The sequence below is a fragment of the Rhizobium sp. BK512 genome, from assembly GCF_014194915.1.
In the GTDB taxonomy this organism is placed as follows: Bacteria; Pseudomonadota; Alphaproteobacteria; order Rhizobiales; family Rhizobiaceae; genus Rhizobium.
The window spans coordinates 95,789-114,515 of sequence record NZ_JACIAS010000013.1; the positions used below are offsets into that span (position 1 = coordinate 95,789).

21 protein-coding genes are annotated in these 18,727 nt (G+C 58.3%); 14 read left to right on the plus strand and 7 right to left on the minus strand.

All coding sequences use genetic code 11. The features are described 5' to 3' along the window. Positions 1-9: 9 nt before the first annotated feature. Positions 10-870 (minus strand): helix-turn-helix transcriptional regulator, encoded by an 861-nt coding sequence (locus FHX06_RS33125; RefSeq protein WP_246715748.1) that lies wholly within the window; start codon positions 868-870, stop codon positions 10-12. Between the two features lie 135 nt (positions 871-1,005). Here FHX06_RS33125 and FHX06_RS33130 point away from each other — a divergent pair, with 135 nt between their 5' ends. Together FHX06_RS33130 and FHX06_RS33135 are read left to right on the plus strand one after the other, a co-directional pair. Then, the gene (locus tag FHX06_RS33130; protein ID WP_112545430.1) at positions 1,006-1,854 is read left to right on the plus strand and encodes an N-acyl homoserine lactonase family protein; all 849 of its coding nucleotides are present in this window, start codon (positions 1,006-1,008) and stop codon (positions 1,852-1,854) included. A gap of 442 nt (positions 1,855-2,296) precedes the next feature. Further along, positions 2,297-2,608 (plus strand): hypothetical protein, encoded by a 312-nt coding sequence (locus FHX06_RS33135; protein ID WP_113210273.1) that lies wholly within the window; start codon positions 2,297-2,299, stop codon positions 2,606-2,608. A 141-nt stretch (positions 2,609-2,749) separates the two neighbouring features. Here the strand turns inward: FHX06_RS33135 and FHX06_RS33140 are convergent, their stop codons facing one another. Beyond that, positions 2,750-3,130 (minus strand): response regulator, encoded by a 381-nt coding sequence (locus FHX06_RS33140; RefSeq protein ID WP_112545432.1) that lies wholly within the window; start codon positions 3,128-3,130, stop codon positions 2,750-2,752. A 344-nt stretch (positions 3,131-3,474) separates the two neighbouring features. On the opposite strand from FHX06_RS33140, the gene FHX06_RS33145 reads away from it, so the two are divergent. The 9 genes from FHX06_RS33145 to FHX06_RS33185 all read left to right on the plus strand — a co-directional run bounded on the left by FHX06_RS33145 (position 3,475) and on the right by FHX06_RS33185 (position 11,187). After that, on the plus strand, positions 3,475-3,804 hold the full coding sequence (locus FHX06_RS33145) for an ArsR/SmtB family transcription factor (protein ID WP_112970396.1): 330 nt from the start codon (positions 3,475-3,477) through the stop codon (positions 3,802-3,804). Then, the gene (locus tag FHX06_RS33150; protein ID WP_113210272.1) at positions 3,801-4,298 is read left to right on the plus strand and encodes an SRPBCC family protein; all 498 of its coding nucleotides are present in this window, start codon (positions 3,801-3,803) and stop codon (positions 4,296-4,298) included. Before FHX06_RS33145 ends, FHX06_RS33150 begins: the two co-directional genes overlap by 4 nt. A gap of 17 nt (positions 4,299-4,315) precedes the next feature. Then, positions 4,316-4,729 carry a GFA family protein gene (locus FHX06_RS33155; protein ID WP_113210271.1) on the plus strand — a complete coding sequence of 138 codons (414 nt, stop codon included), beginning with the start codon at positions 4,316-4,318 and terminating at the stop codon, positions 4,727-4,729. Positions 4,730-5,104: 375 nt separating this feature from the next. Next, a complete protein-coding gene (locus FHX06_RS33160; protein ID WP_112545436.1) occupies positions 5,105-5,410 on the plus strand; it encodes a hypothetical protein in 306 nt (101 codons plus the stop codon). A gap of 367 nt (positions 5,411-5,777) precedes the next feature. Beyond that, a complete protein-coding gene (locus FHX06_RS33165; RefSeq protein WP_112545437.1) occupies positions 5,778-6,371 on the plus strand; it encodes a flavin reductase family protein in 594 nt (197 codons plus the stop codon). 653 nt (positions 6,372-7,024) lie between these two features. Then, complete coding sequence (locus FHX06_RS33170) at positions 7,025-7,900, plus strand: carbohydrate ABC transporter permease (protein WP_112545438.1); 876 nt, start codon at positions 7,025-7,027, stop codon at positions 7,898-7,900. Continuing rightward, entirely contained in the window at positions 7,897-8,805 is a 909-nt protein-coding gene (locus FHX06_RS33175; protein ID WP_112545439.1) for a carbohydrate ABC transporter permease, read from the plus strand. Before FHX06_RS33170 ends, FHX06_RS33175 begins: the two co-directional genes overlap by 4 nt. A gap of 4 nt (positions 8,806-8,809) precedes the next feature. After that, positions 8,810-9,913 (plus strand): ABC transporter ATP-binding protein, encoded by a 1,104-nt coding sequence (locus tag FHX06_RS33180; protein ID WP_112970401.1) that lies wholly within the window; start codon positions 8,810-8,812, stop codon positions 9,911-9,913. Between the two features lie 26 nt (positions 9,914-9,939). Further along, entirely contained in the window at positions 9,940-11,187 is a 1,248-nt protein-coding gene (locus FHX06_RS33185) for an ABC transporter substrate-binding protein (RefSeq protein ID WP_082930608.1), read from the plus strand. 76 nt (positions 11,188-11,263) lie between these two features. Here the strand turns inward: FHX06_RS33185 and FHX06_RS33190 are convergent, their stop codons facing one another. Next, positions 11,264-11,707: a VOC family protein gene (locus tag FHX06_RS33190; RefSeq protein WP_113201806.1), complete on the minus strand. Its 444-nt coding sequence runs from the start codon at positions 11,705-11,707 to the stop codon at positions 11,264-11,266. 3 nt (positions 11,708-11,710) lie between these two features. Further along, a complete protein-coding gene (locus FHX06_RS33195; protein ID WP_113210269.1) occupies positions 11,711-12,145 on the minus strand; it encodes a VOC family protein in 435 nt (144 codons plus the stop codon). A 257-nt stretch (positions 12,146-12,402) separates the two neighbouring features. Between FHX06_RS33195 and FHX06_RS33200 the strand changes: the two genes are divergently transcribed. After that, entirely contained in the window at positions 12,403-13,275 is an 873-nt protein-coding gene (locus FHX06_RS33200; protein ID WP_113014160.1) for an IclR family transcriptional regulator, read from the plus strand. Positions 13,276-13,350: 75 nt separating this feature from the next. Here FHX06_RS33200 and FHX06_RS33205 read toward each other — a convergent pair whose 3' ends face one another. The 3 genes from FHX06_RS33205 to FHX06_RS33215 form a co-directional block, all read right to left on the minus strand. Further along, a complete protein-coding gene (locus FHX06_RS33205) occupies positions 13,351-14,475 on the minus strand; it encodes a Gfo/Idh/MocA family protein (RefSeq protein ID WP_113210268.1) in 1,125 nt (374 codons plus the stop codon). 9 nt (positions 14,476-14,484) lie between these two features. Continuing rightward, positions 14,485-15,414, minus strand: coding sequence for a sugar phosphate isomerase/epimerase family protein (locus FHX06_RS33210; protein ID WP_183882430.1), 930 nt, complete (start codon positions 15,412-15,414; stop codon positions 14,485-14,487). 206 nt (positions 15,415-15,620) lie between these two features. Continuing rightward, on the minus strand, positions 15,621-16,679 hold the full coding sequence (locus FHX06_RS33215; RefSeq protein ID WP_113210266.1) for a substrate-binding domain-containing protein: 1,059 nt from the start codon (positions 16,677-16,679) through the stop codon (positions 15,621-15,623). Between the two features lie 224 nt (positions 16,680-16,903). Here FHX06_RS33215 and FHX06_RS33220 point away from each other — a divergent pair, with 224 nt between their 5' ends. Then, positions 16,904-17,833: an aldo/keto reductase family oxidoreductase gene (locus tag FHX06_RS33220; RefSeq protein WP_183882431.1), complete on the plus strand. Its 930-nt coding sequence runs from the start codon at positions 16,904-16,906 to the stop codon at positions 17,831-17,833. A gap of 146 nt (positions 17,834-17,979) precedes the next feature. After that, a complete protein-coding gene (locus tag FHX06_RS33225) occupies positions 17,980-18,726 on the plus strand; it encodes a histidine phosphatase family protein (RefSeq protein WP_113210372.1) in 747 nt (248 codons plus the stop codon). Position 18,727 lies beyond the last annotated feature (1 nt).

The window sequence follows — 18,727 nt, forward strand, 5'->3', positions numbered from 1 at the left end:
CTTTCGATGTTATGACCGCCCTGTCGGACTGGTCCCAAAACTCTCGCGAAACCGGCGGGAAAAGTGTGAACGCGACACGTAACCCGCAGCCTCGGCGGCGGCTATAGCCGTCGCGCCGGACGTGATTGCATGTTGCGCTGCCCTTAGACGCTCGCGCCGCAAGATTGCACGGAAGGAGGTGCCGTCCGTGGCCAATCGACGTCGCAGCGTGGACGCTCCAATTCCAAGTTTTTCTGCAACATCAGAAACGTTCCAGGGCTCTGAAGGAGCAGTTGCGATCAGCCAGGCTATATCGTCCGACAGGCTTTGTCTGAAGAGCGGTCGGGCCTCGGCAAGCGGCCGCAATAGCGCCAGAACTTCTGTCAGCCTCAACCGCTTGATCGTTTCGCCAACGCTGACATCGGCGATCGTGGATGCTGCGTGGCAAATCGTCTCGACGAGATCGATGCTCAGCGGCACTGCGTCGAGATCGGCGGCACGACCGGCGCGCTCTGCAACGGAAAGCGGTGGAATGCCCGCCGGCAGGGACGGCACGTCGAGCCGCAACGCTGCATAGACGCTCGTCTTGTCGTCCGGAATGTTGACCACGTCCATCGCTACACCGCCGGGCAACACGAAGAGCGAGCCGGCTGGGAAGGACCGGGTGCGATCGCCAAGCCACACGTCCTTTTGGCCGTGAAGCACGATGCAGATCATGGGACAATCAAGTCGAAGAGCGGCCAGCCGTTCGCGGTCGAAGCAGCAATAGGCGAACAGTTGCTCGCCATAAGGATGCATCCCTACGTCGAGCTTCCCCGCCACCATGGGGCGGAGTCGATCGAGCAGGCGGCGGGAGAGCTCGGAACGTCGGTCGCGGATCATCATGTTCATAAGCGCAATGTATGAGAAGGCGCGGCAAGAAAAAATACCGCGGGTGAGCGTTTCGGGCTCAAGTGACCACAAATCTGGCGCATGGCCTGCGAGGAAGGGCGGCACAAGAAAGGTCTTCAACACAAGGAGACCTTTATGAAGACCTTCAAATTTGCGCTTGCAATCGGAGCAACGGTCGCATCGCTATCTTTCGCCTCCACTCCGACACGCGCGGCTCCAGACCTTGAACTTTGGCGTCTCGATTGTGGCGACGTCATCGTCAAGGATCTGTCGATGTTTTCGGACACGTTCGCCTTTGCCGGCAAGAAGGGCGTGCTGACCGACAGCTGCTACGTGATCCGCCACGGTGGCGATTACCTGCTTTGGGACACAGGGCTTCCTGCCGGCCTCATCGGCAAGGCACCCGATCAGGATGCGCCGATCGGCGTCTCGCTCAAAACCGACATCCCGACACAGTTGAAACAGATCGGCATCAAACCGGAGCAGATCGCCACCATCGGCATCAGCCACAACCATTTCGACCATCTCGGGCAGGCCGCGACCTTTTCGAAAGCAACGCTCATGATTGGGGCTGCCGATTGGCAGACTTTTCATGACAACCCCCTACCCTTCGCGGTTGTACCGGATCTCGTCAAACCCTGGCTCGATGGCAAGGCGAAACTCGATCTCGTGACCGGCGACCGTGACGTCTTCGGCGACGGTAGCGTGATGATGCTGTCGATGCCTGGCCATACCAAAGGGGAAGCCGCCCTCCTGGTAAAGCTTGCGAAGAAGGGACCGGTCCTGCTTTCCGGCGATGTCGTACACTTCGCGGACAACCTGGCCACTCATGGCGTGCCGGGTTTCAATGAAAACCGGGCAGATACACTTGCATCGATGGAACGCCTCGAGGCGGTTGCCGCCGGGCTGAATGCCACGCTCGTCATCCAGCACGATCCCACCCATATCTCGCGCCTGCCGGTCTTCCCCGAAAGCGCAAGGTAAGAGACACGGTCACCATTGGGCTGTAGTTACAATTGCCACCGGCATGAGATGCCGGTGGCAGCAACGGGTCAGGTCGCCACATCATTCCCTCGACAACCGGAGGCCGACCACCAGACGGCAATTCGGAAAAGGCTAATCACATCGAGGCATTGCCAACTTATCCACAGTTTCGCTTCCGAAATAATTGCTCGAAAAAGCCCGCACTAGCGGGATTCTATGCGGCAGACGGCAGAGCTAATCCGATCGATCGAATTGCGGCCGCCAAGGCGCGGGGTTCTAATCGGATCGTCACGGTGAAGGGCGTAGATGAGACAGGCACCGGGGCTGGGGCTCGTCTTCGTGCTGGGTGGCGAGCCCCAATATTCCCGTCGCACTCATGGCGAGGCTGCGTCAGAAAAGGCTGCGTTGGGGGCTTGAAGGACGAACATCAGAAGGTCCGCCAATGCCGACAACATTGCTCGATTTCGATGACCCGAATAGTCTTGATATTGTCTGCGATGTCATATTGGCGGACTGGTTCAACGCGGGAACAGACACGTTCGATATCAGAGACTTTCGCGGTGAATTGGAACAATACTATATAGAGGCTGGCAGACCCGTCCCTGCGGAGATCGCGGACCCTACAAAGCTTGTTCCAACCCTCCGATTGCTGCAGGCGCGCATGCACATTGTGAAGCCGACACGGATCACCGGTATCGAATGGCAGTTCTTGCGCAACGGTGCCCCCTTCAAACGCAATGGCAGAAACTTCTGAGCGGAGTGAACATCAGGTATCGAGGTTCTTGACCCTGATGAGTTCCAGCCACACCTCGCGACCATCCCCTCATGTTCTCTTGCGATGCCGGAAGCTGCGCTGCGTGCTGCAGAAGGAAGGCGGCCTAAATCGCGTCTCCTCCTATGTCGCCTGTCCTGACTGATGCTGAAGCATTTGTTCGCGAGCGTTTCTAGCCGCCAGGGACAACGCCTCCCCGATCTTTTCGGGGCTTGCTGGTTTACTGATGACGGGCCGCCCATCTGTCTGCTCGATGAGATCGGGATTGGCCGTGAAATAGGCGACGCCCAGTCCGAACCCAGCAAAAAGCGCACGAGCGATGGAAGGGCCTGTGAGGCCATCGCCAAGCCGAACATCGACGAGTGCGACATCCGCCTCCGGTCCAAGCTCCACCGCTTCGGACATGTTTGTCGCAATTCCGGCAATCTCGAAGCCGGCGGCGATTGCGACGTCCTCGATTGCGAGAGCAATTCCCGGTTCGTCTTCGACGATGAGCAAGCGCATGGTTCCTCCTGAGAATGGTTCAAATACTTGTCGGCGGCGCACGAGGACGCTGCTCGACCGGGCTACCCGGTCGCGCCTCGGGACTGCTTGATCTGGACCAAAGGCCCCTGCCCTGCTGGCGAGATTGGCGTCAACGCGCGAGATCAAGATTAGGACACTGCAGCCATCGCAGAGTTCAGTTCCTGTCTCTTGGCGTCTCCAACCGCTAAACCGCTCGGTTCTTAAGCAGTTCCACATATAGGACTTCAGTCTCAGGCCCTATCCGACCAAAGTCCCCGGTGATGAGGTCAATCAAAAAATCCAATAGCATTGACTAATTGATTAGCGGATGCTATTGGGTTTTCATGTTCGAAGCCGAAACCATAACCACTGTCATGCGTGCGCTGGCCGATCCCACGCGGCGGTCCGTGTTCGAGCGTATCGTCAATGCCGAGGAGATAACGGTGGTCGAGCTGACCCGAGGCAGCAATGTCACGCAGGGCGCGATCTCTCAGCATCTCAAATCACTGAAGCAGGCTGGCCTTGTCAGCGAGCGCCCGGAGGGCCGCAATGTCTATTACCGCGCGGAGCCTGCCGGTCTCGAGCCGCTGGCCGACTGGATGACCCATTACGGCATCTTCTGGCGTGAACGCTTCACCGATCTCAGAAAGCTCCTGAAGGAAATCGACCCATGAACCAAGCCATGAAACCCGGGAGGCATGTCTCCGACACGCAGGCCATCGTCGTGGACGAAGTCTTCCCGCACGCGCCTGATATCATCTGGAAAGCGCTGACCAGCGGCGAGTTGATCGGCCGTTGGCTGATGGCGCCCGATGGATTTGTGCCCGTCACCGGCAATCGTTTCACCTTTCAGACCAAACCGGCCGGCAAATGGGACGGAACCATTCATTGCGAGGTACTGGAGGTCGTAGCGAACGAGCGATTGTCCTATGCGTGGAAGGGCGGCCATGAGAGCAATGATGACGGATATGGTTCGAAGCTGGAGACGGTGGTGACCTTCACCCTCGCCCAGGCGGAAACCGGCACGCGCCTGCGGCTCGTCCATTCCGGCTTCGTTCTGCCGCGGAACGATATTGCCTACCGCAACATGAGCGAAGGCTGGAAGAAGGTCGTCGAACGGCTGGATACCGTCGTTGCTGAAGAGGCGACTTCGCAGGGGCTGGATTGAGGCAAGGAGAGAGCGATATGACGAAGTCCTATAACGGCGGCTGCGCCTGTGGCGCGATCCGCTACGAGATATCGGGAGAACCCGCCGTGATGGTCGATTGCCAGTGCCGACAATGCCAGCGCTCCAGCGGTACCGGACATCAATCGCATCTGACTTTCATCGCAGCCGAAGTGAAGGTCGACGGAAATGCATCCGTGTATCAGACGGTCGGCGAAGGCGGGACCGTCAAGCAGCGCGGCTTCTGCCCGACATGTGGATCGGCCGTTTTCATGACATTCCCCGAAATGCCCGAGGTATACATCGTCACGCCGGCAAGTCTTGACGATCCAAGCCGATATCAGCCGCAATTGGTATCCTGGACTGCAACCGGATACTCCTGGGACCACCTCGATCCGGCCGTCCCAAAATTCGAGAAGATGCCGCCGGCCTGAGCACTGGACATGACGCCCTTCTTTCAATGAAAGCAGCACAATCGCGGACCGATTGATCGGACTGCCGGACCTCTCAGCCGTGATGCGGGCATTCAAGCGGCAGAACGTCACTATCCGTCGGGGAAATGGCTCGGCCCTCAATTCGCGGCTTGTTCTACTGAACATGCTGACCGCCTTGCCCGGTCCGCGCCCGTTCCAAGCAGCGATGACAACAGCCGCGCAGCTTTGGATTAAATTGGACGCCAGGGCCTTGAATCAGCCAATTTAGCGGTCGAGTGGCCAGAACTCTCAGAGTGATTTCTGCAAAGGTGTGAGTTGACCGTTTCCAATGGCGAGGCGACACTCACGGTCTGCGGCAAGCCAGGAGGAAAAATTATGGATGAGCCACACGGCTGGCGCCAGATGACAACCGCGCCGAAAGACGGCAGTCGGATACTCGTTACGATCCGCCCGTCCGAACAGGGGCCGGCAGAAGTTGACCTTGCTTATTGGTCGAATGGCGATCAGTTCGGTGCAGAAGGCTGGCGTGCTTCCGATTCCTCGCCCGGCCGCCTCGTCGAATATGCCGAGCCTGAATTGAAGTGCTGGATGCCGATGCCCTCGGCCAATTCCGGCATCACCTCCATGCCCTCACCCTGGGAAGGCGACGACGCCCAGCAACTCGACGGGTCAGGGATTTGAGAGCTCCTGCGACCGGGTTGCGAGGATTCGATACACTGCTGATATAAAGGTGCGAGCGGGCAAGGATCCTCTGGTCACGCGGCGATTCCCAGGCGCTTTAGCACAGGCAATGCTGGTGAAGCTCTTCGATGGTCGTTGTCATTGCAATTGCATCTGTACCTGGACAGCCGGCCCGTTGATGCGGCAGATGTCGCTCTCGATCCGGGCGGCGACCACGCGCCATAGGGTATCCAAACACTCGTACTAGACCTTCACCTTACCAATATCCGTGGATTGGGCGCTTGCAGAATTGCGTCCTTTCGCAGCGTCTCGCTCCGTCGTAAGACTTGGAGAAATGTCAGGAACCGCAATTCACCGTGGACTTCTAATGAACGAACATATGAAGGCTGTTGAACTCAAAAAGGCTTTTCGCCTGATCAACTACGGACCAACGATCCTGGTATCGGCCCGCCACGGCGGCATTGACAACGTCATGGCTGCCGCATGGTGCTGCGCGCTCGATATCGATCCACCGAAGCTGACCGTGGTGGTCGACAAGCTTGCCCAGACGCGAACACTGATCGAGGCGAGCGGACGTTTCGTCATACAGGTGCCGACGGTTGCGCAGCTCCAGCTGACGCATGAGGTTGGAAACCGCAGCCTGTTTGAGGAGCCTGACAAGCTGCAGAAGTCAGGGGTATCGATTTTCGATGTGCCGGGCCAGGACCTGCCCTTCGTGAAAGGCTGCTCGGCCTGGCTCTCCTGCAGGTTGATCGACGAGCCTCATATCCAGGATGCTTACGACCTGTTTATCGGCGACGTAACGGCGGCATGGGCGGATGACCGTGTGTTTCGCGACGGACACTGGCACTTTGAAACAGCCGGGCCTGAATGGCGCAGTCTGCATCACGTTGCGGGTGGTCATTTCTACGCCATTGGCGAAGCGCTTTCGGTCGAAGCAGAACCTGTCGAGCGCGCGTAGTCCCTACACTGACCGGAAGGCCAATCCAGCCTTTTGTCGCACCTGACGTCAGCCCGTCGACGAAAAGGTTCTGGAAGAAGAAAAACAGGAGAGCGATTGGTAGAGCCATCACCATGGAGTCCGCCATGACTGCTCGCCGAACGGTGTTGACTCGGTCGATCTGGGCGGCATCGCCGAGCTCAAATGGATTGCCGAATATGCCAATCTGCTTTCGATCGTGATGGCGCCCATGGCACGGCGAATGGTTCGCTCGGCCTCAAGGCACTATTCAGGTCCGCGCCACCCTGCCCCATGACATCATCGCCTTCGAATATAGGACCGGCGATCCGGAGGGTTGCCGCAGACGATCGTCGAGGATGGTTTTGTCGATGTGATCGACCGGCCAGGCATAGGTATCGATCTTCTGCCCTAACGGGCGAGACGGGGTCTCGCGCAAGACGATTGTCCATTCTTCGATTGATCGACGATTCGAAGGTCGCCACTCGATCCAACTTCAGCGCGAGCAACAGCTGCGGCCGCAGCCAATTGTCATTTGACATCGCGATTATTTGATTCCTATAGTTGATCTATTATGAACTAGATGTTGTTCATATAAGAAACAGGAGAGCAGCGATCTGGAGGAGCAGAGCGCTGAAGACCTGAGGAGGAGGCTCATGGGAATCCGATGGAGCCGCGTCACCCCGCATCTGGCCGTTGCGCCTGCGGCACTGTTGACGCTTGTCTTTTTCGTTGGGGCGATAGGCTGGACCGTCTATCTCTCATTCACGGCGTCCAGACGCTTTCCAGACTATGAATTGGTCGGCTGGAAGCAGTACTGGCGGCTGTTTCACGATCCGTCCTGGATTCTGTCGCTGCAGAACCTCGTCATCTTTGCTGTGGGCAGCCTGCTGTCGATCGTCACAGGCTTCATCCTTGCAGCGCTGATCGACAAGGAGGTGCATGGCGAGGGCGTCTTCCGCACCGTCTTTCTCTATCCGCTCGCCGTCTCGCTGATCGTCACCGGACTCGTCTGGCGCTGGCTCTTCAATCCAGGCCTCGGCGTAGAGAATGTGCTGCACTCGATGGGCTGGGAGAGCGCCTCCTTCAACTGGCTTGCGAGCCAGGACACCGTCATGTTCGGCGTTATTCTGGCGGCGGTCTGGCAATCGACCGGCTTCTTCATGGCGCTCATGCTCGCAGGCCTGAAGTCGATCAATACCGAGATCTGGCAGGCTGCGCGCCTCGATGGCGTGCCCTTCTGGCGGCTCTATATCGAGGTCATCATTCCCATGATGAAACTCACCTTCCTTACCTGCATCATCCTGCTCTGCATCGGCGTGGTGAAGGCCTATGACATCATCGTCGCCATGACCAATGGTGGACCGGGCGGCGCATCGGTCATGCCCGCCTATTTTGTCATCGATGCCTATTGGCAGAAGCAGAACCTCGGTTTTGCGTCCGCGGGTGCCACCGTCATGCTCTTGACGACGCTCATTCTGTTCCTGCCGCTCGTCATCATCACCGCCATCAGGCAAAGGAGGGAGGCATGACGGCGATATCAGCTGCATCGCAATCCGGCCGCGAGACCAGGGTGCGTCGGCGTCCGCTGATCCGGCCGAGCCGGGTGGTGATCTTCCTGTTCCTTTTGATGGCGGCCGCCTTCTTTGCGGTGCCGCTCTATGTCATCGTCGTCACGTCCTTCAAGACGATGGATCAGATCCGCGAGGGACAGATATTCTCCCTGCCCTCGCCCTGGACGACCGATGCCTGGTCTTATGCCTGGATGCAGGCTTGTTCGGGCATGAACTGCAACGGCGTGCGCATCGGCTTTGTCAATTCGCTCTATATTCTGACTCCCAGCCTGGTTCTGACGATCTCGTTGTCGATCATTACCGGCTACGGTCTGGCACTCTGGAACGTCAAATGGGCGAACGGCTTCCTGTTCGTGCTTTTCATCTGCGCCTTCGTGCCGTTCCAGATCATCATGTATCCGCTGATCAAGATCACCGGCGCGCTGCATATCTACGGCACGACATTCGGCATAGCCGTCATTCACAGCGTGTTATCAATGCCTTTCCTCACATTGATTTTCCGCAATTATTTCAAGGGAATGCCACCGCAGATCATTGCCGCCGCTATGATCGATTCCGGCTCCTTCTGGCGGATATTCTTCGAGATCGTCCTGCCGATGTCGGGCAATATCATGATCGTCGTGCTGATCCTGATGATAACAGGCATCTGGAACGACTTCCTGGTCGGCCTGACATTCGGTGCGCAGGACACGCAACCGATGACGGTCGTACTCAACAACATCACCGTCACGACGACAGGCGCCAAGAACTATGCGGTCGACATGGCTTCGGCACTGCTCACCGCGCTGCCGCCGCTCGTCATCTACTTCGTTCTCGGCAGGTTCTTCGTGCAGGGCATCACTGCCGGCGCCATCAAGGGATAGACGCATGCCTTCCATCGCATTCAACAATATAGTCAAGAAGTTCGGCGCGCTGACGGTCATCGAGAACCTGAACCTCAGCATTGGTGACGGCGAGTTTCTTGTGCTGCTCGGGCCCTCCGGCTGCGGCAAGACAACGCTTCTCAATCTCCTGGCTGGCCTGCTGGAGATTGACGACGGAGAAATCCTCATCGACGAGCGGGATGTCAGTTACCTCGACCCCAAGGATCGCGGCCTCGCCATGGTCTTCCAGTCCTATGCGCTCTATCCCACCAAGACCGTGCGTGGGAACATGAATTTCGGGCTTTCTTCCCGCGGCATTTCGCGGGAGGAAGCGGATAAGCGGATCGCCTGGGCAGCCAGGCTCCTGCAGATCGAGCATCTGCTCGACCGCAAGCCCTCGCAGCTTTCCGGCGGCCAGCGCCAGCGTGTGGCGATCGGCCGGGCGCTGGTCAAACAGTACGGCGTCTGCCTGTTCGACGAGCCGCTCTCCAACCTCGATGCCAAGCTGCGCAACGAGATGCGCATGGAGATCAAGAAGCTCCACAACCAGCTCAAGAATACCGTCGTCTACGTGACCCACGATCAGGTCGAGGCCATGACCATGGCCACCAAGATCGCCGTGATGAACAAGGGCGTCATCCAGCAGTTCGGCACGCCGGATGAGATCTACAATGAGCCGGCCAACCTTTTCGTTGCGGATTTCGTCGGGTCGCCGGCCATGAACCTGCTCGACTGCACCCTCAGGCGTGATGGCGGCGATCTCGTTGCCGTGGATGAGAAGGACAGCATCCGCATCAATCTCGGCGAATATAAGTGGAAGTCGAAGGCGGCCGAAGGCAAGCCTGTGAAGGTCGGCTTCCGGGCGGAGGAGCTTCTGATCGAGGAGCGCCAGGATGCGGGAAATACCGTCCGTTTCGATTGCCCGGTCGAATATTTCGAGAAATCCGGACCAGATGCTTTCGCCTTCCTGACCATGTCGGGAAAGAGCATCGCCGTGCGCATCGATGGGCGAGACGCAAATCGCTATCGCAGCCAGCCGGCTCTGCCCGTTTATCTGCCGCTGACCAAATTGAACGTCTTCGACGCTCCGACCGGCCAGCGGCTCTGATCAGATCTAAAAGGGAGGAATGACGCATGACAAAATGGAAATCGCTGAAACGACTATCACTGTTGCTTGCCGCGACCACTCTTGCTGCAAGCGCCTGGGCAGATGAAGTCGTCGTCTATCACACCTGGTCCAAACCCTCAGAGATTGCGGCGCTCACCGTTCTCAGGGAGGCGTGGGCCAAGGACGGCCACCAGTGGAAAGATCTGTCCATTGCCCATGACTCCGGGGCCAACGTAAGCCTGATGAACATGATCACGGGCGGCAATCCGCCTGCGATCTTCATGAACTCCGATCCCGGCATCTATCGGGATCTGAACAAGCAGGGTCTCGGCGTGCCGCTCACCAAGCTGTTCGACAGCATCGGCGCAACGAAGAACTTCCCGCCCTCGGTTCTCAAGAACATCACTGTCGACGGCGAGATCATGAAGGCTCCCGCAACGGTGCATATCGACGGCATGGTTTACTACAACAAGCATGTCGCTGAAGCGGCCGGCGTCGACCCGAAATCCTGGAAGTCGCTCGACGATCTCTTTGCAGCCTTCGACAAAGTCAAGGCAGCCGGCTACATCCCGATCGCCCAGGGCGGCGACCAATTCCAGAAGGCTTACCTGCTGCAGGCATTGATCGCCTCGGAAGAAGGCCCCGATATCTACAATCGCTTCTACGGCGAGAAGCCCGACCGCACCGTGATCGATACGCCGGAGATGCGGGCGGCTCTTAAGCGTTTCCGCCAGATTGCCGACCACACGGATCCGGGCTCACCCAATCGCCAATGGAACGACACGACCAATCTGGTCATCACCGGAAAGGCCCTGCTGCAGATCCATGGCGACTGGATGAAGGGCGAGTTCATGGCCGCGCAAAAGAAGCTCGGCGAGGATTTCGACTGCATCAACATTCCGGGAACCAAGGCTGTCGTCGTCACCGTCGATTCCTGGGGCTTCCTCAACACCAACAATGCCGACACCGCAAAAGCCCAGGAAGACTTTGCCAAGCTCGATGTCGATCCGAAGCTCAATGCCGATTTCGTGCTGAAGAAGGGTGCAAGCCCGGTTCGTACCGACGCCGATACGACGAACCTCGATGCCTGCAACAAGCTCGTTCTGGAAACGCTGAAAGATCCGACGAAGCAGGTTTCCAACCCCTTCAATATGGCCGACGCCGACTGGTATCGCACCATCTGGCAGGAAGCCGATAAATACTGGAGCGATCCGAAGCGCACGGATGACGAGTTCGTTCAGGCGATGCAGGACGCCTACGACCAGATTTTCTGAGATCGACAGACGAAAGAACCCGGCAGGTGACTGCCGGGTTAGCTTAAATCCTTGCCGTTAAGGCAATACAGTCCATTTAGACTGATTCAGCATGCAGCCTCTTGATTGCCTGCAGCTGAATGCAATCAGGCGCCATTTCCATGACCTCGATCTGCGTGCCATCGGGATCCTCGATCCAGGCACCGCGATTGCCATCGATACCGATTTTGGTCGGCCTTGGCTGGCTGGGCTGAATACCGACTTTTGCAAGCTCTTCGAACGTCTTGTCGATATTTTCGACGGTGAGGCAGATATGGAAGATGCCGATAGTGTCAGGGGCGGTTTCCGGCCGCCTTACGCCCTTTGGGAAAAGCTCCAGATACTGATCGTCGTTGATGCGCAGATACACGATCCACGCTTCGCCCTGATCGTTCAGCAGACGCGTCATCTCGCGAAAGCCGAGTTTCTGGTAAAATGCGAGCGACTTATCCAGGTCGTTGACGCGCAAGGCGATATGGCCGAGATGCTTGAAAAGGTCCATGGCTCAGGCCCGTCCGTTGATGCGGCGAATAGCAGCCGTCTGCATGGCGTCTGCGCCAAGCTGCATCAGTTCGATGCGGTTGCCCTCGGGATCGGCAATCCAGGCCTGGTAGTTGTTGTCGACGCCGAGCTTCTTTTCGGCCGTCAACACAACGCCACGGCTGGTGATGTCGGCGATCGCCTCGTCGATGTTTTCGACCTCGAGGCACAGATGGTTATAGCCGACATTCGCAAATGGCGGCGCGCCGTCGCCAATACCCTCCGGAAACAATTCGATGAACTGCGTGTCGGTGATCCTGAGGTAGACGATCCACAGGCGGCCGTCACGCTCGAGCCGGAACATTTCGTCGAAGCCCAGCTTGTTGACATAGAAGTCGAGCGAGCTGTCGATGTTCTTCACACTGACGGCCACATGTCCGATCGATTTCACACTTTTCATTGCATCCTCCTCCGTATTTCCGTTTCACAGCGCACGCTGGCGCAGCCACCTGCCGAACCTCCTGATCCGGCATTTCTCGGAACGTCGTGCCGAGGATAAATCGACGTGACGTTTCTTATTTGAACTGATATGAGTTCATTTAAGAATTTATCGGCATTCACGTGTCGGAGTCAATCGAAAGGAGCCGCGATTGCGTGAACTCCACGCATTGCTTATGGAAGGCTAAGCATTGCCCCGATGGGCCTGGCAGGATTTTCATGACCGACATTAGCGAAGACGCCGCGCAGAAATATCGCATCCCCGTCATCGAGCAGATGGTGGAGGTGTTTGCGCTCCTGGAGCGCACGCCGGAAGGCGCTACGATCCGCGACGTTGTGAAGGCCGTGAAGCTGTCGCGCACCACGGTCTACCGCATGCTGAACACGCTGAGCGCCTACGATTTCGTGCACCGTTCACCGGCGGGAAGCTATACGCTCGGGCGGCGCCTGCTCACTCTTGCTGCCCATGTCGCCCCGACCGTTGCGAGCTACGATCTCTTGGCGATCGCGCAGCCGCATCTGAACAAGATCTCGGAACTCCTGGGTGAGGGCAGCAAGCTGACGGTACCATCCGGCGACAATATTCTGGTTGTCGCCTCGGCCCAGGGGCATGGCCAATATGCTCTGTCGGCGACGGCCGGCCAGCGCCTGCCGTTTCATGCGGGCGCGGCCGGCAAGATCCTGCTCGCCTTTTCACTGCAGGAGGATATTGAGCGTCGCCTGACCAAGCTCGAGCGCTTCACCAGCCAGACGATTACGGACCCCAGGCAGATGCTTGATGAGCTTGCGCTGATCCGGAAGCAGAACTGGGCGCGGGACATGGGGGAGCAAATGTCCGGCGTTCACGCAATCGCAGCCCCTGTCCGGGATCATCAGGATACGGTCATTGCAGCCGTCAGCGTTCCCTTCGTCACAGGCGTCGACGAAAAGCGCATAGCGGACATCAGACAGGCGGTGATCGCAGCAGCACAATCAATCACCAACGACATCCGCTCGGCAACGCCTCACATGGCTTCGGAAGAACTGGCCGACGAGAAGCCAGCGCCAAAGCGCGCAAATCAGAAGACGGCAACAAGGCCGAAGCAGCGATAGACATCCAGCCGTCTGAACTCTCCTCTCCTCGACGGACGATGCATTCTCGCATCGCCCGGTCGGCGGGAGAGAGTTCTAAATGAAACTGCCTTCCTTCAGATGCTTTGCAATCGGATCCGGACGACCGCAGCTGCTGCGGATGGCGACCGGCCGTTTGGACTGTGCAGATCGTTCAAAGGCGGTCATCACCTCGAGGGCATGAAAAGCGAGTTCCGACGAGACGCGGTGCGGCCTGCCGGAGCGCAGTGAATCCACCATCTCGGCTGCACCAAGTCCTCTCAGGCCGAGATGACCGGGAACGCCTTCGACGTAGGGATGATCGACTGTCACCTCCTCCCAGGCCTCATCGCCTTCGGTGAAGATCTCGACCTTGCCCGTGAAGTTGTTTGGGTCCGGCGTCACCATCGAGCCCTTGGAACCATAGATCTCGATCTGGTTGTGCTTGTGCTTGATGACGTCAAAGCTCGTGGCGATCGTCACCGTCGCACCGCTATGGAACTCCATGACACCGGTCAGATGCGTCGGCGTCAGCACCTTGATCGTCTCGCCGAAACGTGGCTGCGTCTTTACGGTCCGCTCAATGCGGGTGACCTTGGCAGCGCCGAAGACTTCGCGAACCGGTCCGAGAAGGGCGATGAGATTGGTGACATAATAGGGGCCGACATCGAGCATCGGCCCGCCGCCGCGACCGTAGAAGAATGCCGGATTGGGATGCCAATGCTCGTGACCCGGCAGAAGCAGCATGGCGGTTGCGGAAATCGCCGTGCCGATGCGGCCTTCGTCGTAGAGACGCCGCGTCAACTGATGGCCGCCGCCCAGAAACGTATCGGGTGCGCAGCCGAGCCGCAGATCGCCGGCCCGGGCAAGCGCCATCAATTCCTCGGCTTCTTCCATCGAAACCCCGAGCGGCTTTTCGGAGTATACGTGTTTGCCGGCAAGCAGCGCCTTCTTGCTGATGGAATAATGCGCGGTCGGGGTGGTGAGGTTGATAATGAGGCCGATTTCGGGGTCGGCAAGCATTGAATCGAGCGACACCGACTGCACCCCGAACTGTTCGGCAAGCTTGCGCGCCGGTTCCTGGTAGAGGTCGTAGATCGATTTCACGCGAATGAAATCGAACATATGCAGCGTCGCGACATAAGTGGCGCTAATATTCCCGGCACCGACAATGCCGACTTTCATAGGGTTGTTCCCGCTCATTTTGGTTCCTCAGGCGATGATGATGTCGAGTTCGGCAGCGCAGTCGCGCAGGTAGCGGATGCCGCGCTTCATTTCGGAATCGAATTCCGGCGTGGCTTCCCGGAAATGGGTCCAGTGCGACGCGCCGGGCGCATCTTCAAGCTCCAGGGTTATCGGTCCCGAATAGCCTATTGTGCGCAGGGCCGCGAAAATCGCCTTCCAGTCGATCTTGCCGCGACCGGGGCGCCAGTGGGCATTTGTGTGCCCCTCATTGTCGGAGAAATGTGTGTTGTAGATCCGGTCTCCAAGCTGCAGCACCACGTAATGCGGCATGTCGCCCGCTGGAAAGAGATGGCTTGGATCGAAATTGAGTCCGAGATTGGGTGCGCCCGTGCGCTCGATCAATCGCAGCATTCCCTGACCCGAGCTTACCCAGCGATAGGGGTGCGGTTCGATGGCGACACGCAGCGCGGCATCCGCGGCAAGGCCGCAAGCGGCGGCGAAGCCTTCCACGACAACCTCATATTCCTCAGCCCAATCCCATTCGGGTCTGACGACGGCGGACCATTCCTGGGCAGTGGGCCGCTGCAGGATTGGCCGGATATCCGATTGGAAAGGATAAGGCGTCATGCTTGTCATGATCGGCGTGCCGATCTTTGCCGCCAGCTCGACGCCGCGTTTATAGGCATCGAGGTCCACACGGGAGACCGGCGCGCCATCGTCGCGTGAAAATGGCAGATTGTAGAAGAAGTTGGTCAGCGTTAGCCCTTCGCCGTCGGCGATCGACCTGAGCTCGCGGATCGTCTCGTCGGTGTAATAACCGAGCATGTCGACGGACCACGCCGTCAGCTCGAAACCTTTGCAGCCGGTGGCAGCCAGCCGGCGCAGAGGTGCCGCATAAGGCGGGTTCCAGTTAAACGTCCAAATTGGCGAGCCGAAAAAAAGCGCTTGAGCACCCACGCCGTCCTCCCATCATTTCACAGCATATTTTCTTGCCCTCTGGAGCGCTCCTCCGCTTCAAAAGGCAATTCGTAACGTTACGAATGCATGGCGTGGCTTATGGTGTCAACGGCATTCCGTCTGGATTTCTATTTCCCTTGCGACAACGCCAGCCGAATTCGTAACGTTACGAACGACTTGACCTGCGAAGAATTTCCGGGGGATTTTTAGCGACGGTTGAATTCGCTGCGGCGTTCGACAAAACTGGCACGGACGATCTCAATCAGGCCGGATGCAGCCTCGCCCTGCATCGACCTGTAGAGAAGATCGCTCAGGCGCTGTCCGATGAGGAAATTCGGGAAATAATAGGTACTGAGCGACGGGTTGTAGAAGTCGTGAAGCCGACTGCCCGAATAGGTCAGTATGGAAAAATCCTCGCCGACCTTTCGCCCGAGATCGGCGAGACCGGAAACGAAGCCAAGGGCCGCCTCGTCGCTTGCCACGAAGGCGCTGGTGACATCAGGGTATTTTGCAAGCGCATCCACGGCAATCTTCTTGCCGCTGTCAGGGGTGGTTGCGGTGAAGAACATCCGCTCGTCGGGAACGGTTTGGTTCCGGCGATTGAACTCAGCCGTCCAGCCCTTGATGAATTGCAGGCTGTAGGTGAACTGGCTGGAAGGCGCGACAAGCAGCGGTGCCTTGTGTCCTGCATCGAGCAAACGCGCCGCAGCCGCCGCGCCGATCTCCTCGTGGTCTATGTCGATACTTGGATGTTTGCTCAGCAGTTCAGTACGCCCGAAGGTGACGAAGGGCATGCCGACCTCCAGCAGATATTTCACCCGATCGTCCTGGGGTCTCGTATGGGTGAGAATGACGCCATCGACCGTCCCTTCCTCGACGAGATCTCGCACCGTTGTCAGCGGATCGTCTGCCTGAAACTGTGGGACAACGGTCGTGCGGTAGCCCAGGCGTTTCATCGCGCCGCAAAAACCTTCGATCAACGAAGCGACGACGATATTCATCTCGCCCTCCCGCTGGAACGGCATGATGACACCGACAGCATGTGTCTTGCCCGTTTTCAGGTTTATGCCGCCGAGGTTCGGTCGATAACCGAGATCGGATGCGGCTTTCTTGACGAGGTCAATCGTCTCCCGGTTGACCTCGGGCCCGTCCTTCAAAGCGCGGCTGACAGTCGTGACGGAGAGGCCCACCGATTTCGCCACGGTACGCAGGGTCACCCGCTGCGCAGCCCGGCGGGACGCCGCCAATTTTGCCTGATCCGCCACGCATTTCCTCCAATTTACAGCCGATATCCTTGCGGAAGCATGGCAATCTCTAGCCTATCATGGGAGGTTCGTCCAAAGGGGGCGACCGAATCCGAGGCCGGCATCAGCGAATCTTCGATGCCATCGATCGCCTGACAACAATAGCTTCGGCTGGCCATGCGGCCGTCGTTCGCATAATAAGCAGATAACTATTTAGTTATTTCCCAACCTCCGAGGTATTCATCATGAAATTCTACAGGCTTCCGCAAACCGACCTCGACGTGTCGAGCATCATCCTTGGAATGATGCGGATCCCAAACATGAGCAACGGCGAAATTCAGCAGCTCGTTGGGGCGGCCCGGGACGCCGGCGTGACGTTTTTCGATCATGCTGACATCTATGGAGGCACGCCGCATCGCTGCGAGGCTCGCTTTGGCGAGGCAATTTCACTTGATGCGGCCGAACGGGAAAAGCTTGTCATCCAGAGCAAGGTCGGCATCCGCAAGGGATTTTTCGATTTCTCCGCCGAGCATATATTGGCCTCCGTGGATCAGTCGCTCGCGGCGCTGAAGACCGATTATCTGGATGTGCTTCTGCTGCATCGTCCCGATACGCTCGTCGAGCCCGAGGAAGTTGCCACAGCCTTCGACACGCTCAAATCTTCGGGCAAGGTCCGCCATTTCGGCGTTTCCAACCACACGCCTGGCCAGGTCGACCTTCTTAAAACTGCGGTGACGCAGCCACTCATCGTCAACCAGGTACAGCTCAGCATCACGCACGCGCCATTGATCGCATCAGGCGTCGCAGCCAACATGGCCGGCCTTGACCAGTCAGTCGATCGCGACAACGGTCTCCTCGACTATTCCCGCATCAATGGCATGATGCTGCAGGCGTGGTCGCCATTCCAGAAGGGCTTTTTCGACGGCGTATTCCTCGGCGACCGCGAAGACTTTGCCGATCTGAACGATGTCATCGACGAACTCGCCAAGGCTTGCGGCGTCACCCCGACAGGTATTGCCGTTGCCTGGATCACCCGCCATCCGGCAAAAATCCAGGTCGTCCTTGGCACCACGAAACCGGAACGTGTCGTCGAAGCCGCAGCCGGCTCTTCTGTCTCGCTCACCCGCCAGGAATGGTATCGGCTGTTTACGGCCGCAGGACACACTTTGCCCTGACCTGCCTCGAAGATGCTGCCGTCCGTCAATCGGACGGCAGCTACGAACGCAGGCTTTGTTGGGGGAGTTCGTCCACCAATTCGTAGCCATTGCGCAGCGCCGGCGCGCCCGTCATGATGCATGATCTTCGGCATGAACGGACGGCCATGCACATCTTTCTCGTTCGACACGGCGAATCTCTTGGCAACATCAGTGAGAGCGCCTACCGGCAGTTCGGCGATCATAATGTTCCGCTGACGGAATGGGGTTATCGGCAGGCGCTGGCAGCGGGGCGCAGGATCGCTGACTGTCTGGCTACGCTGCCCGTTGCTGCGCGGAAGGCAACCATCTGGCATTCGCCATATCTGCGGACGCGCCAGACGAAGGACGCAATCATTGAGGCCTCGCCTGCTAGCGCCATCGGCGGTGTGCATGAGGACTACCTGCTGCGGGAACAGGATTTCGGCTTGTTCACCGAGATTTATGACCGGGCCGAGCAGCGGCGCAAGTTTCCAGAAGAATTTGAGAAATGGGCGCGGCTGCGCAACAACAGCGGCAAATTCTACGCCCGTCCGCCGGATGGCGAGAGCCGGGCGGACGTTGCCCAGCGGGTGCGGCTGTTTCTGCAAACTGTTATGCATGACATCGGAAGCGGCAACGACACCGTGATCATCGTCGGCCACGGTGTCACCAATCGTGCCTTCGAGATGAATTTTCTGCATCACAGCGTCGAATGGTTCGAGCGCTCCGATAATCCGGGCAATGCCGATGTGACACTGATCGAAGGCAGTCATGCGGAAGGCTATCGCTCCACGCTTCTGCACAAGGCCGGCGACCGCGATCCATCCGCGGCGACGGAAATGCGCGGCGCCTATGGTTCGGAGCTGACGATTGCGCCGAAGACCCGCATTTGAT

Coding starts and splice junctions, on each gene's coding strand:
- FHX06_RS33175 (WP_112545439.1), top strand. CDS start 7,897: ATGACGGCGATATCAGCTGCATCGCAATCCGGCCGCGAGACCAGGGTG.
- FHX06_RS33195 (WP_113210269.1), bottom strand. CDS start 12,145: ATGAAAAGTGTGAAATCGATCGGACATGTGGCCGTCAGTGTGAAGAAC.
- FHX06_RS33150 (WP_113210272.1), top strand. CDS start 3,801: ATGAACCAAGCCATGAAACCCGGGAGGCATGTCTCCGACACGCAGGCC.
- FHX06_RS33205 (WP_113210268.1), bottom strand. CDS start 14,475: ATGAGCGGGAACAACCCTATGAAAGTCGGCATTGTCGGTGCCGGGAAT.
- FHX06_RS33180 (WP_112970401.1), top strand. CDS start 8,810: ATGCCTTCCATCGCATTCAACAATATAGTCAAGAAGTTCGGCGCGCTG.
- FHX06_RS33190 (WP_113201806.1), bottom strand. CDS start 11,707: ATGGACCTTTTCAAGCATCTCGGCCATATCGCCTTGCGCGTCAACGAC.
- FHX06_RS33200 (WP_113014160.1), top strand. CDS start 12,403: ATGACCGACATTAGCGAAGACGCCGCGCAGAAATATCGCATCCCCGTC.
- FHX06_RS33130 (WP_112545430.1), top strand. CDS start 1,006: ATGAAGACCTTCAAATTTGCGCTTGCAATCGGAGCAACGGTCGCATCG.
- FHX06_RS33185 (WP_082930608.1), top strand. CDS start 9,940: ATGACAAAATGGAAATCGCTGAAACGACTATCACTGTTGCTTGCCGCG.
- FHX06_RS33220 (WP_183882431.1), top strand. CDS start 16,904: ATGAAATTCTACAGGCTTCCGCAAACCGACCTCGACGTGTCGAGCATC.
- FHX06_RS33145 (WP_112970396.1), top strand. CDS start 3,475: ATGTTCGAAGCCGAAACCATAACCACTGTCATGCGTGCGCTGGCCGAT.
- FHX06_RS33170 (WP_112545438.1), top strand. CDS start 7,025: ATGGGAATCCGATGGAGCCGCGTCACCCCGCATCTGGCCGTTGCGCCT.
- FHX06_RS33135 (WP_113210273.1), top strand. CDS start 2,297: ATGCCGACAACATTGCTCGATTTCGATGACCCGAATAGTCTTGATATT.
- FHX06_RS33165 (WP_112545437.1), top strand. CDS start 5,778: ATGAACGAACATATGAAGGCTGTTGAACTCAAAAAGGCTTTTCGCCTG.
- FHX06_RS33125 (WP_246715748.1), bottom strand. CDS start 870: ATGAACATGATGATCCGCGACCGACGTTCCGAGCTCTCCCGCCGCCTG.
- FHX06_RS33140 (WP_112545432.1), bottom strand. CDS start 3,130: ATGCGCTTGCTCATCGTCGAAGACGAACCGGGAATTGCTCTCGCAATC.
- FHX06_RS33155 (WP_113210271.1), top strand. CDS start 4,316: ATGACGAAGTCCTATAACGGCGGCTGCGCCTGTGGCGCGATCCGCTAC.
- FHX06_RS33160 (WP_112545436.1), top strand. CDS start 5,105: ATGGATGAGCCACACGGCTGGCGCCAGATGACAACCGCGCCGAAAGAC.
- FHX06_RS33225 (WP_113210372.1), top strand. CDS start 17,980: ATGCACATCTTTCTCGTTCGACACGGCGAATCTCTTGGCAACATCAGT.